We start from the raw sequence: 12405 nt of genomic DNA, 5'->3' as shown, positions 1-12405 counted from the left end.
GGAAGGGACGACGGGCGTGAGTGAGCTGGTGACGGGTGAGGCCGTGGCGTTGGAGCTGCGGCCTGCCAGGCTCCCCAGTCGAGCGTTGGCCACGCTGCTGGACCTGACCGTGGCCTTCGTGGTCTACGTCGTCGTGAGCATCGGTCTGGTGGCGGCGACGGCCTCCCTGGACGAGGCAGCGCAGATCGCGCTGTCGATCGCGACGTTTCTGCTGGTGCTGGTGGGCGGGCCGATCGCGGTGGAGACGCTCAGCCACGGGCGGTCGCTCGGGAAGATGGCGTGTGGGCTGCGGGTGGTGCGGGACGACGGTGGGCCGATCCGGTTCCGGCACGCGTTGATGCGGGGCGCGCTCGGTGTCGTGGAGATTCTGCTGACGATCGGGGTGGTGGCCTGTATCGCCTCGCTCGTGTCGGCGCGGGGGCGGCGGCTCGGGGATGTCTTCGCCGGGACGCTGGTGGTACGGGAGCGGGTGCCCGTTTCGCGGTCCGGTTTCGTGGCGCCGCCTCCGCCTTGGCTGGCGGGTCGGTTCCAGGCGGTCGATCTTTCGTCGGTGCCGGACGGCTTGTGGCTGGCGGTCCGCCAGTACCTGGGGCGGATGAACCAGCTGGATCCGCAGGTCGGCTGGGCCATGGCGGAGCGACTGGCCGGAGATCTCGCCACGCGTACGGGGACGCCGGTACCGCAGGGAGTGCCGGCGGCCGCCTATCTGGCGGCGGTGGTGCAGGAGCGGCAGGTCCGGGAGGCACGGCGGGCCTTCGGGAACGGTCCGGTGGCGGGATGGCCCGCGGGTCAGGGTGGGGCCGGGGGTGCGGGCGGTGCACCGGGGGCCTACGGACCGCCCACGCCGTACGGACCGCCCACGCCGTATGGGCCGTCCACGCCGTACGCGCCGACACCGCCGGTGCCCTACGCGCCACCGGTGTCGTACGCGCCGGCGCCTGTGGCGTACGGGCCTGCTGCAGGGCAGCCGTCTGCCGCGGCTCCTGGGGGTCCGTCGGCGGATGAGGGACGGCCCGGGGGGCCGCCTGTGGAGAAGTCGCCTGACGAACCGTCGCAGGGCTCGGCCACTGGGTTCGCGCCGCCGGCGTAGCACCGTCCGGGGTCGTGCCGTCCGGGGGGTGGCGGGGGCCGGGGTGGCTTCAGTCGAAGGTCGACGGGGGTGTTTCGAGGTCTTCCAGTTCGATGCCGGGGGCGGCGAGGACGACGTCCCCGGCGATGTGCACCGTGTGCTGTTCCCCGGTGTCCAGGGCCGTGACCTGGTATTCGTCCACGGTCAGGGGGCCGTTGTCAGTGGCGTGTGTTTCGCTTCCCAGCAAGGACCAGGACTGGTCCACGGTGCGCGGGGCGAGCACCGGATCGGTGAAGGCCACGAGGCGTACTCGGGTTGCCGAGGAAGAGGGGGTGAGGCGTAGGAGCCGGCTGGTGGCGATGAGGAATGCGGGGGATGTGCCGGTGAAGGCGTGGGCGGGGACATTGCCTTCCGTGGCCTGAGTGCCCGTGGGGTCGGTGCGGACCCAGGTGACGCCGTCGAGGGCCGCGCCGCGGACCTGCCAGCTGCTCGCGTGGAGTTCGAGACGGAGAGGGCGGCCTAGAGCGTCGAGGGTGAGGTCGACGGAGCCGGTGTGTTCGCCGGTGGGGGTGGTCAGTTGAGAGACGTAGCGCCAGCCGGAGGGGCCGGGGGCGCATTGGAAGTGCTCGTGCGCGAGGGGGGTGTGATCGTGCGGATCGTGGAGCGAATATCGGCCGCGGGGCATTGGGGTCCTGGGTGTGACGGGCCGGGTGGGTCCGTCTCGACGGGTCGGCCAGGCAGGTGACGGCCGGTCCGGCCGTGGGCCGAAGGGGCAGGCCCCCGGCACGGGGGTGCGGGGGCCTGCCTCGGAGGACCTACCCGGGCTTGAGAAGCGCGTCAGTGCACGGACGCGCTTTCAGCGGGTGAGCTGCGGACTCAGTAGCGGTAGTGGTCCGACTTGTAGGGACCCTCGACCTCGACACCGATGTACGAGGCCTGCTCGGGGCGGAGGGTGGTCAGCTTGACGCCGAGTGCGTCCAGGTGGAGGCGGGCGACCTTCTCGTCGAGGTGCTTGGGCAGCACGTAGACGTCGACCGGGTACTCGTCGGGCTTGGTGAACAGCTCGATCTGGGCCAGGGTCTGGTCCGCGAAGGAGTTGGACATCACGAAGGACGGGTGACCGGTGGCGTTGCCCAGGTTCAGCAGGCGGCCCTCCGACAGCACGATGAGGACCTTGCCGTCGGGGAACTTCCAGGTGTGGACCTGCGGCTTGACCTCGTCCTTGACGATGCCCGGGATCTTCGCCAGGCCGGCCATGTCGATCTCGTTGTCGAAGTGGCCGATGTTCCCGACGATCGCCTGGTGCTTCATCCTGGCCATGTCGTCGGCCATGATGATGTCCTTGTTGCCGGTGGTGGTGACGAAGATGTCGGCCGTCTCGACGACCTCGTCGAGCGTGGTCACCTGGTAGCCGTCCATCGCCGCCTGGAGCGCGCAGATCGGGTCGATCTCGGTGACGATGACCCGGGCGCCCTGGCCGCGCAGCGACTCGGCGCAGCCCTTGCCGACGTCGCCGTAGCCGAAGACGACCGCGGTCTTGCCGCCGATCAGGACATCGGTGGCGCGGTTGATGCCGTCGATCAGGGAGTGCCGGCAGCCGTACTTGTTGTCGAACTTCGACTTGGTGACCGCGTCGTTGACGTTGATCGCCGGGAACAGCAGGCTGCCGTCCCGGTGCATCTCGTACAGGCGGTGGACACCCGTCGTGGTCTCCTCGGTGACACCGCGGATCTCCGAGGCGAGCTGGGTCCACTTCTGGGAGCCCTCGGTGATGGTGCGGTTCAGGAGTTCGAGGACGACGCGGTGCTCGTCGTTCTCGGCCGTGTCGACCGAGGGAACCTTGCCGGCCTTCTCGTACTCCACGCCCTTGTGGACCAGGAGCGTGGCGTCACCGCCGTCGTCGAGGATCATGTTCGGGCCGCCGGTGGGGCTGTTCGGCCAGGTCAGGGCCTGCTCCGTGCACCACCAGTACTCCTCGAGCGTCTCGCCCTTCCAGGCGAAGACCGGGACGCCCTGCGGGTCGTCGGGCGTGCCGTTCGGGCCCACCGCGATCGCGGCGGCCGCGTGGTCCTGGGTGGAGAAGATGTTGCAGGACACCCAGCGGACCTCGGCGCCCAGGGCGACCAGGGTCTCGATCAGGACGGCGGTCTGCACGGTCATGTGCAGCGAGCCCATGATCCGGGCGCCGGCCAGCGGCTGGGTGGCGGCGAATTCCTTGCGGATCGCCATCAGGCCGGGCATCTCGTGCTCGGCGAGGGTGATCTCCTTGCGGCCGAAGGCGGCCAGGGAGAGATCGGCGACCTTGAAGTCCTGTCGGTTGTCGACAGTCGTCATGGTGAGCTGCTCCTCGGGGTTTTGGTCGAGAGAGTGGGTACGGCTGGTCTGCGCGGCGGCGGACACAGGGGTGCCCTATGAAGGGCATGGGCATGCCCGCGTGCGCGCAGCGCAGTCCGTCGGAGGCCCTCTCTCCCTCGGACGGTCCGCAGTGGGACCGCCCGACCGCCATCAGCAGCGACGTCTGGCTCCGTTCCAAGCTACACCGGACTGGCGGGGCGGCCCCAGTCCATCTCCGATCGGATCGAGCCGATCACGATCAGGGATGGACCGGGCCGAAGGGGATGAGGGGTGGAAAGGCGACAGGGCCCGCCTGGTGTGGGGCGGGCCCTGTCGGGGTGGTGCGGGTCAGTGCTCGGTGGGGTGCTGGGCGGGGCCGCCCGGGGTCGCCTCGCGGTCGGAGCCCTTGGCGGCCTCGGCCTCGCTGTAGATGTCGGGCTCGAGGTAGATGACGCGGGCGATGGGGACCGCGGTGCGGATGCGGGCCTCGGCGGCGTTGATGGCGGTGGCGACCTGGGAGGCCGTGTCGTCGTGCTGGACGGCGATCTTGGCGGCGACCAGGAGTTCCTCGGGGCCGAGGTGGAGGGTGCGCATGTGGATGACGCGGGTGACGGTGTCGCCGTCGACGACCGCCGCCTCGATCTTCCGGACGTCGTCGGCGGTCGCGGCCTCGCCGAGCAGGAGGGACTTGGTCTCGGCGGCCAGGACGAGCGCGATGAGGACGAGGAGGACACCGATGCAGAGCGTGCCGATGCCGTCCCAGACGCCGTCGTCGGTGAGCAGCGCGAGGCCGACGCCGCCGAGCGCGAGGATCAGGCCGACGAGGGCGCCGAGGTCCTCCAGGAGGACGACCGGGAGTTCGGGGGCCTTGGCGCGGCGGACGAACTCCGTCCAGGAGTGTTCGCCCCGCAGGGGGTTGGACTCCTTGATGGCCGTGCGGAAGGAGAAGCCCTCGGCGATGATCGCGAAGACGAGGACTCCGACGGGCCAGTACCAGTGCTCGATCTGGTGCGGGTGCTTGATCTTCTCGTAGCCCTCGTAGATGGCGAACATGCCGCCGACCGAGAAGAGGACGATGGAGACGAGGAAGGCGTAGATGTAGCGCTCGCGGCCGTAGCCGAAGGGGTGTTGCGGGGTGGCCTCGCGCTGGGCCTTCTTGCCACCCACGAGGAGCAGGGCCTGGTTGCCGGAGTCGGCGAGCGAGTGCACGCCTTCGGCGAGCATCGACGACGAGCCGCTGAACGCGAACGCCACGAACTTCGATGCCGCGATCGCGAGGTTGGCCCCCAGTGCCGCCACGATCGCCTTGGTGCCGCCTGACGCGCTCATGTTTTCGCGTTGTCCCTTCGCCTACGTGCGTACGCCGTGCAGGGCGGGGCCGACTTCGGCTTTGCCCGTCCTTTGCCGGGGGGCCATTCTTGCAGCCCTGTTCGGCAGCGGTGCGTCAGGTCGTCACGACGGGAGTCATACGACGACCGTGGCCCGGAAGACCGTACCCGCCCCGGCCACTTCGGCCTTGTGCCCCGCGGGGACGAAGACAGACGTGCCGGGCGTCAGCGCGTGCTCGCCCGCTCGGACGGTGCCCGCGGTGCAGAGCAGGATCTGCGGGGTGGGGAGGGTGAGGTCGTGGGCGGTGCCGCCCGGCGAGAGGACGTGGCGCGACAGGCGGAACTCGTCGATGGGGGTGTCGTAGACCTCTTCGCCGTCCGGGGCGGCTTCGGGGCGCAGGACGCCGGGGTCCGCGGGCTCGAAGCGGACGATGCGCAGGAGTTCGGGGACGTCGACGTGCTTGGGGGTGAGGCCGCAGCGCAGGACGTTGTCGGAGTTGGCCATGATCTCGACGCCGAGGCCGTCGAGGTAGGCGTGCGGGATGCCGGCGCCGAGGAACAGGGCCTCGCCCGGCTGGAGTCGAACGTGGTTCAGCAGCATCGCGGCGATGACGCCGGGGTCGCCGGGGTAGTGGTGGGCGATGCCGGCGTAGGGGGCGTAGTCGCCGCCGAGGCGGTCGCAGGCGGCCGCTGCCTGGGCGACGGTGTGGGCCATCTCCTCGCGGTCGGCGGTGAGGATCGCGGTGAGGACCTCGCGCAGGGCGGCTTCCTCGGGCTGGGCGTGCAGGAGGTCGACGTACGGCTTGAGGGAGTCGACGCCGAGGCCGTCCAGGAGGTCGGCCGCCTGCGAGGGGGCGCGGAAGCCGCACAGGCCGTCGAACTCGGTGAGGGCGCAGATGAGTTCGGGCTTGTGGTTGGCGTCCTTGTAGTTGCGGTGCGGTGCGTCGACGGGGACGCCGCGGCGCTCCTCGTCCTCGTATCCCTCTTGGGCCTGTTCCAGGTCGGGGTGGACCTGGAGAGAGAGGGGGGCGCCGGCGGCGAGGATCTTGAGGAGGAAGGGGAGGCGGGGGCCGAACTTGGTGACCGTCGCCGCGCCGAGTTCTCGTTGCGGATCAGCCTCGATGATCTCGACGAGGGTGCCTCGGTCGGTGCGTGAGGGTGCGCCCGGGTGGGCGCCCATCCACATCTCGGCCTGCGGTTCGCCGGTCGGCTCGGTGCCGAGCAGGTGCGGGATCGCGGTGGGGGAACCCCAGGCGTAGGGGCGGATGGTGTTGTCGAGGCGGTCCATGCGGTTCTCTCTGCCTGCCGGTCTGCCGGTCTGCCGGTCTGCCGGTCTGTGGGTCTTCTGCCGTCTGTCGCGCGTCGTCAGCCGTCTGTGGTCTGTCGTCAGCCGTCTGTCGTCAGCCATCTGCTGCGGTCCGCCGTCTGCTGCGGTCCGCCGTCTGTGTCCGGTGTTTCTCGGGTGACGGTCGGGGTCGGGTCAGGCTCCTGAGGCGAGGGCCAGGTAGACGGCGGCGAAATCCGTGGTGGCGATCAGTTCGGCGAGGGTGACGAGTTCGTCGCCTGCTTCGGGCTCGAGTTCGCTGATCGGCGTGTCGTGGCTGAGGGCCAGTTCGCGGGCGGCCGCGGCGGCGGTGAGGCCGCCGATCGGGCGGTCGCGCAGCAGCACCACGCGCGCGTGCAGCGCGGGCGCTTCCTCGACGCGGTCGCGGAAGAAGTCGTCCGGGTCGGCGCTGGCGGCGAGGGGGCCGGCGAGGATCGCGTTGTGTTCGGCGAGGGCCTGGGGGAGTTCGGCCACCAGGGCGGGGCGGCCGGCGAGTTCGGCGAGGGCGGCGGCGAAGCGGCGGCCCGCGGGGCCGGCCGAGGTGCCTTCGGTCCAGATCACCGGGAGGGAGTCGGCGAGTTCGCCGGCCAGGGTCTTCGCCGGGTTGCTGTAGGTCGCGACGGCGGGGCCGCAGCGTTCGGCGACCTGGTCGAGCCGGTCGGCGACCCGTTCGAGTTCCTCGGGCGGGGCGGAGAGCAGGGCGACGCGGTCGAGGAGGGCGAGGAGGGGGGTCAGGAGGGCCCAGAGGACTCCGGGGGCGGAGGCCGCGTCCGGTACGCCCTCGTCCTGTTCGTACGGTGCGGTCGCGAGCGGTACGAACAGTCCGTGGGCGGCGCCGGCCGCTTCGGTGAGCGGGGAGTCGGCGGGGGCCACGGCGGCGACCGTGCAGCCGCGGCGGTAGGCCTGTTCGGCGAGGAGGGAGAGGCCGGGCTCGCTGCCGTCGGGGGTGGCGATGAGGAGAAGGTCCACGGAGCCCGCCCAGCCGGGGAGTTCCCAGCGCAGGGCGCCTGCAGCGGGGGCGACGCCGGTGGGTGTCAGGCGGATGACGGGGCAGGCGGCGCCGGCGAGCGTGCCGAGGAGGTCGGCGACGCAGGTGGCCGCCGCGCCGGGGCCCGCGATGATGATGGCGCGGGGGCGGCCGTCCGGCTGGAGGTCGTGGACGCCGGCCTCGGCCGCGTACCGGGCGGCGGTGCGGACGCGGGCGCCGGCTTCGGCCGCGCCGCGCAGGAGGGCCCGGTGATCGGCCTCGGCCAGGGCCTCCGGCGTGTCGAGCAGCGAGTCGTCGAGCATGTCGGCAGTCTCCGATCGCCTGGGGCGTCGTCGGTTTGCGGGGCCGGGGTTGTGGCGGGGCGTCGCCCGGGGGCGTGGTGCTCGACGCCGTGCGCGGCCGGGCACCGGGGTGCTCGGGCCGGGGACGGCGGCGGGCCTGGGGCGGCGCGGGGTGCGGTCGCGCGGCGCGCTGTTACGCGGGGCGGCGGGCCTCGTCGACGAGGAGGACGGGGATGCCGTCCCGGACGGGGTATGCCAGGCCGCAGTCCTGGCCCGTGCAGATCAGCTCCGTGTCCTGCTCCTCCAGGGGGGAGTGGCACGCGGGGCAGGCGAGGATCTCCAGGAGGCCGGCTTCGAGCGGCATGGGGTGTCCCTTCGGGGTGTGCGGATGTGCCTGGTCAGGGTACCGCTGGTGAGGTTGGGGCGTGGGGGTTGGGCGGGACGGGGTGAGGTGGGAGGGGGCGCCCCTGCCGTGTGCCGCCCCCCTCCACCCTCTGCGAGGCCCGTGAGGCCTTCAGGCTCGGATGATGGTCAGCGCCTCGTCGCGGATCTCGGCCATCGTCGCCTCGTCGCGCGCTTCCGCGTTGAGGCGGAGGAGCGGCTCCGTGTTGGAGGGGCGGACGTTGAACCACCAGTCGGTGGAGGTGACGGTCAGGCCGTCGAGTTCGTCCAGGGTGACGTCCTCGCGGTCGCCGTAGGCCGCCTTGATCGCGGCGATGCGGTCGGCCTGGTCGGCGACCGTGGAGTTGATCTCGCCGGAGCCGGCGTAGCGGTCGTACTCCGCGACCAGGGAGGAGAGCGGGCCGTCCTGGCCGCCGAGGGCCGCGAGGACGTGCAGGCCGGCCAGCATGCCCGTGTCGGCGTTCCAGAAGTCCTTGAAGTAGTAGTGCGCGGAGTGCTCGCCGCCGAAGATGGCGCCGGAGCGGGCCATCTCGGCCTTGATGAAGGAGTGGCCGACGCGGGTGCGGACGGGCGTGCCGCCGTGCTCCTTCACCACCTCCGGGACGCTCCAGGAGGTGATCAGGTTGTGGATGATCGTGCCCTGGCCGCCGTTGCGGGCGAGCTCGCGGGCGGCCACCAGGGCCGTGATCGCGGACGGCGGGACCGGCTCGCCCCGCTCGTCGACGACGAAGCAGCGGTCGGCGTCGCCGTCGAAAGCGAGGCCGAGATCGGCGGACTCCTCGCGGACGCGCTTTTGCAGATCCACGAGATTCGCCGGGTCCAGCGGGTTGGCCTCGTGGTTTGGGAAGGTGCCGTCCAGTTCGAAGTACATGGGGACGAGCGTCAGGGGCAGGCCGTCGAAGACCGTGGGGACGGTGTGGCCTCCCATGCCGTTGCCCGCGTCGACCACGACCTTCAGGGGGCGGACGGAGGTCAGGTCGACGAGTGCGCGCAGGTGCGCCGCGTAGTCCTTCAACGTGTCGGCGGTGGTGATGGTTCCTCGGGTGGCGGCCGGGGCGGGGGCGCCCGAGTCCGTCCACCGTTCCACCGTTTCGCGGATCTCCGTCAGGCCCGTGTCCTGGCCGATCGGGGCGGCGCCCGCGCGGCACAGCTTGATGCCGTTGTACCGGGCCGGGTTGTGCGAGGCCGTGAACATGGCGCCGGGCAGGTCGAGTGCGCCCGAGGCGTAGTACAGCTGGTCCGTCGAGCAGAGGCCGATCTCGGTGACGTGTACGCCGAGGGCCGCCGCGCCGCGCGCGAAGGCGCCGGTCAGGGCGGGCGAGGAAGGGCGCATGTCGTGGCCGACGACGATCGCCTCGGCGCCGGTCACCCGGGCGAAGGCCGCACCGAACAGCTCGGCCAGCGACTCGTCCCACTGGTCCGGGACCACCCCGCGCACGTCGTACGCCTTCACGATCTGTGACAGATCAGCAGCCACGGCCAGCCTTCCTGGAGTCTGTAGGTCACCACAAACTACCCGGGCCGGTTCACCGCCCGCGGTGGGGCCGCCGAGTGGACCCACAGACGTAACCGTGCCGCCATGCTCCGCCGTCGTCCGAGGTGGGGCCGCTACGGCAGCATCCAGGCCAGCACGGGTGCGCTCTGCCCGACCACGATCAGGCACATCACCAGGAGCAGTCCGAGGCTCCACGGGAGCACCTTGCGCAGCAGGTCGCCCTCCCGGCCCGCGAGGCCGACGGCGGCGCAGGCGATGGTGAGGTTCTGCGGCGAGATCATCTTGCCGAGGACGCCGCCGGAGCTGTTGGCGGCGGCCAGCAGCTCCGGGGACAGACCGGACTCGCGGGCCGCGGTGACCTGGAGGGCGCCGAAGAGCGCGTTGGCGGAGGTGTCCGAGCCGGAGACGGCGACGCCGAACCAGCCCAGCACGGGAGAGAGGAAGGCGAGGCCCGCGCCGGCCGCCGCCACGAAGTGGCCGATCGTGGCGGCCTGTCCGGAGAGGTTCATGACGTAGGCGAGGGCCAGGACGGAGGTCACGGTGAGGATCGCGTACCTCAACTCGTGCACCGTCGCGGCCCATTCTCTGAGCGCCACGCGCGCGTGGACGCCGAGTACGGCCGCGGTGCCGATCCCGGCCAGCAGGACGAGGGTGCCGCCCGTCGCGACGACCGGCCAGGTGAAGAGGTTGCCGCCGACCGGATTCCCGTCCGGATCCACCACGTCGAGGAAGGGCCAGTCGTAGGTCCGGGTGGTCTGCGCGAGCCGGACCTTGACCGCCGGGATCTGGGCCACGGAGAAGATCACGACGATCAGCGCGTAGGGGGTGTAGGCGCGCACGACCTCGGCGCGCGGGTCCCGTTCGTCCAACTCCTCGCTGCGGGTGCCCGTCAGGACCGACGCGCGTACCGCTTCGGGGGCGGGCACGCGCGTGTGCGGTACGGCGGCCAGGGCCGCGGCGCCCGCCAAGGCGGCGCCGATGTCGGCGAGTTGCGCGGAGGCGTAGTTGGCGGCGGCGAACTGGGCGACGGCGAAGGCGGTTCCGCAGGCCAGGGCGGGAACCCAGGTCTCGCGCAGGCCTCTTCGGCCGTCCACCAGGCCGACCAGGACGAGCGGTACGACGAGGGCGAGCAGCGGTGTCTGACGGCCCACCACCGAGGCCACCGAGTCCAGCGGGAGGCCGGTGACCTGGGCCAGCGTCACGACGGGGGTGCCCATGGCGCCGAAGGCGACCGGCGCGGTGTTGGCGACGAGGGCGACCACCGCCGCGCGGACGGGGTCGAAGCCCAGGGCGACGAGCATGACCGAGCAGATCGCCACCGGGGCGCCGAACCCGGCGAGTGCCTCCAGGAGGGCGCCGAAGCAGAAGGCGACGACGAGGGCCTGGATGCGCGGGTCGTCGGAGAGGCGCCCGAAGGAGCGGCGCAGGACGTCGAAGTGCCGCGTGTGGACGGTCATCCGGTACACCCACAGGGCGTTGACGACGATCCACAGGATGGGGAAGAGACCGAAGGCGGCTCCCTGGGCGGCGCCGGAGAGTGTCTGTCCCACGGGCATGCCGTACGCGAGGCAGGCGACGAGGGCGGCGGCCAGCAGGCCCGTCAGGCCCGCCAGATGGGCCTTGAGGCGGATGCCGCCGAGCAGGACGAGGACGATCACCAGGGGCAGGGCCGCGACGAGGGCGGACAGGCCGAGCGAGTCGGCGACGGGTTGCAGTTGCTGCACGTACACGGGCGTCCCCCGATCCCGATCACGTTTCCGGTCGTTTCTCCGGTCGCTCTCCCGGTCCCGCGCTTCCGATCACGTCGGTGATCACGAGGGCGGGCGCGCGTCCGGCCGTCCCGCCGGTCACGTTCTCGGGCGCGGTTCCGTCATGCGGAAAGCGATTTCTCGTTCTTCGGCTGAACGGAATGGTCGTGTCCGCGACAACGGCGCGTCAATGGGGGTGCGGCGGTCCGTGCGGACGAGGGGAGGAAACCGGCTCAGTTGTCCGGCGAGCGCAGCACCCGCAGGTGGCCGCGGCGCGCGACCTCCATCGGGTCGATCGCCCGGCCGCCGCCGGCCCCGGCCGCGCGTCCCTGCGGGCGGGCCGCCTCACGGACGGCGTTGGCAAGCGCTTCCAGGTCATCCCCACTGGGGCGCGCGGGAGCCGAACCGTCGAGGAGTCGGACGACCTCCCAGCCGCGCGGGGCGGTGAGGCGCTCGGAATGCTCGGCGCACAGGTCGTAGCAGTGGGGTTCGGCATAGGTCGCGAGCGGGCCGAGGACCGCGGTCGAGTCGGCGTAGACGTACGTCAGCGTCGCGACGGCGGGTCGGCCGCAGGCAGTTCGCGAACAGCGACGTACAGGGCTCACGACGTTGGACGGTACCGCACTCTTGAGCGGGCCGCGACGACTCTCCACCAGGTCACTCCACCGTGTCGTGTTGTGAAACGCCCCACGCGCCTCTCCAGTCATACCCCGCTGACCTGCGCGAACACCAGTCCCTGAACACACGAAGGCTCCGGCTCGTGGTCACCACTCGACACAAACGGCATCAATTGCGATGAGTTCGCCGGTCTCGGAGAGATACGGAATCGAGCCCAACCTTGGCTGGAATGGTCATCCCGCGACATGCGGGGCACGGTGGCCGGTGGCGCTCGGACTGCCGTGTGGGGCCGGGCACCGGATCGCGGCGGGGACTACGCTTCAGTAGTGATGGACAGCCCCGTACCGCCCCCCGCCGCAGGCCCCGGACCCCGTCGTCGCGACCGCCACGGCCGGGGCATGCGGGGGCCGATCGCGCCGCCCCAGGTTCCGTTGGCCGCCAGCCGTGCCGATGTGTTCGCGGATCTCGTGCAGGACTCCGTGGAACGGCTGGAGCGTCGGTGGCCGCAGCTCGCCGACATCGACTTCATGGTGCTGGAGGTGCCGCGTCTGGACGCGGCCCCGGAGCCGTGGAACGACGAGGCGGTACCGCTGGGCGGGACGATTCCCGCGCGCGAGGGAGGGCGGGCGCGGATCGTCGTGTACCGGCGGCCGGTCGAGATCCGCACCAAGGGGCGGGACGAGCGGGCCGCGTTGGTGCACGAGGTGGTCGTCGAGCAGGTCGCGGAGCTGCTGGGGCTGACTCCGGAGACGGTGGATCCGCGCTACGGCGAGGACTGAACCCCGTCCCCCCTGGCCCGTCTCCCCCGCCCCTCTTCC

At 71.7% G+C, this 12405-nt stretch carries 11 protein-coding genes; 2 read left to right on the top strand and 9 right to left on the bottom strand.

Annotated elements, in window-relative coordinates:
- Positions 1–16 precede the first annotated feature (16 nt).
- Positions 17–1090 (top strand): RDD family protein, encoded by a 1074-nt coding sequence (locus OHU34_RS25325; RefSeq protein WP_405768437.1) that lies wholly within the window; start codon positions 17–19, stop codon positions 1088–1090.
- 49 nt (positions 1091–1139) lie between these two features.
- On the opposite strand, the gene OHU34_RS25320 is transcribed toward OHU34_RS25325, so the two are convergent.
- The 9 genes from OHU34_RS25320 to OHU34_RS25280 form a co-directional block, all read right to left on the bottom strand.
- The gene (locus OHU34_RS25320) at positions 1140–1754 is read right to left on the bottom strand and encodes a hypothetical protein (protein ID WP_142264624.1); all 615 of its coding nucleotides are present in this window, start codon (positions 1752–1754) and stop codon (positions 1140–1142) included.
- Positions 1755–1945: 191 nt separating this feature from the next.
- Positions 1946–3403 carry an adenosylhomocysteinase gene (ahcY, locus tag OHU34_RS25315; protein WP_142264625.1) on the bottom strand — a complete coding sequence of 486 codons (1458 nt, stop codon included), beginning with the start codon at positions 3401–3403 and terminating at the stop codon, positions 1946–1948.
- Between the two features lie 348 nt (positions 3404–3751).
- Entirely contained in the window at positions 3752–4732 is a 981-nt protein-coding gene (locus OHU34_RS25310) for a cation diffusion facilitator family transporter (RefSeq protein ID WP_142264626.1), read from the bottom strand.
- 135 nt (positions 4733–4867) lie between these two features.
- Entirely contained in the window at positions 4868–6019 is a 1152-nt protein-coding gene (gene manA / locus OHU34_RS25305) for a mannose-6-phosphate isomerase, class I (RefSeq protein ID WP_230195543.1), read from the bottom strand.
- 192 nt (positions 6020–6211) lie between these two features.
- Positions 6212–7345 (bottom strand): SIS domain-containing protein, encoded by a 1134-nt coding sequence (locus OHU34_RS25300; RefSeq protein ID WP_230195542.1) that lies wholly within the window; start codon positions 7343–7345, stop codon positions 6212–6214.
- A gap of 172 nt (positions 7346–7517) precedes the next feature.
- A complete protein-coding gene (locus OHU34_RS25295) occupies positions 7518–7688 on the bottom strand; it encodes a Trm112 family protein (RefSeq protein WP_079073636.1) in 171 nt (56 codons plus the stop codon).
- Positions 7689–7838: 150 nt separating this feature from the next.
- Positions 7839–9203, bottom strand: coding sequence for a phosphomannomutase/phosphoglucomutase (locus OHU34_RS25290; RefSeq protein WP_142264629.1), 1365 nt, complete (start codon positions 9201–9203; stop codon positions 7839–7841).
- A gap of 131 nt (positions 9204–9334) precedes the next feature.
- The gene (locus tag OHU34_RS25285) at positions 9335–10951 is read right to left on the bottom strand and encodes an L-lactate permease (protein ID WP_230195541.1); all 1617 of its coding nucleotides are present in this window, start codon (positions 10949–10951) and stop codon (positions 9335–9337) included.
- Between the two features lie 251 nt (positions 10952–11202).
- Positions 11203–11622 carry a DUF3499 domain-containing protein gene (locus OHU34_RS25280; RefSeq protein ID WP_020128555.1) on the bottom strand — a complete coding sequence of 140 codons (420 nt, stop codon included), beginning with the start codon at positions 11620–11622 and terminating at the stop codon, positions 11203–11205.
- A gap of 363 nt (positions 11623–11985) precedes the next feature.
- Here OHU34_RS25280 and OHU34_RS25275 point away from each other — a divergent pair, with 363 nt between their 5' ends.
- On the top strand, positions 11986–12366 hold the full coding sequence (locus OHU34_RS25275; protein ID WP_020128554.1) for a metallopeptidase family protein: 381 nt from the start codon (positions 11986–11988) through the stop codon (positions 12364–12366).
- Positions 12367–12405: the final 39 nt, after the last annotated feature.

It is taken from the genome of Streptomyces sp. NBC_00080, assembly GCF_045041255.1.
Taxonomy (GTDB): Bacteria; Actinomycetota; Actinomycetes; order Streptomycetales; family Streptomycetaceae; genus Streptomyces; species Streptomyces coriariae.
The sequence above is the reverse complement of the archived record's forward strand: the minus strand, read 5'-3'. Positions and strand labels throughout refer to the sequence as shown.

Coding starts and splice junctions, on each gene's coding strand:
- manA (WP_230195543.1), bottom strand. CDS start 6,019: ATGGACCGCCTCGACAACACCATCCGCCCCTACGCCTGGGGTTCCCCC.
- ahcY (WP_142264625.1), bottom strand. CDS start 3,403: ATGACGACTGTCGACAACCGACAGGACTTCAAGGTCGCCGATCTCTCC.
- OHU34_RS25300 (WP_230195542.1), bottom strand. CDS start 7,345: ATGCTCGACGACTCGCTGCTCGACACGCCGGAGGCCCTGGCCGAGGCC.
- OHU34_RS25310 (WP_142264626.1), bottom strand. CDS start 4,732: ATGAGCGCGTCAGGCGGCACCAAGGCGATCGTGGCGGCACTGGGGGCC.
- OHU34_RS25295 (WP_079073636.1), bottom strand. CDS start 7,688: ATGCCGCTCGAAGCCGGCCTCCTGGAGATCCTCGCCTGCCCCGCGTGC.
- OHU34_RS25275 (WP_020128554.1), top strand. CDS start 11,986: ATGCGGGGGCCGATCGCGCCGCCCCAGGTTCCGTTGGCCGCCAGCCGT.
- OHU34_RS25320 (WP_142264624.1), bottom strand. CDS start 1,754: ATGCCCCGCGGCCGATATTCGCTCCACGATCCGCACGATCACACCCCC.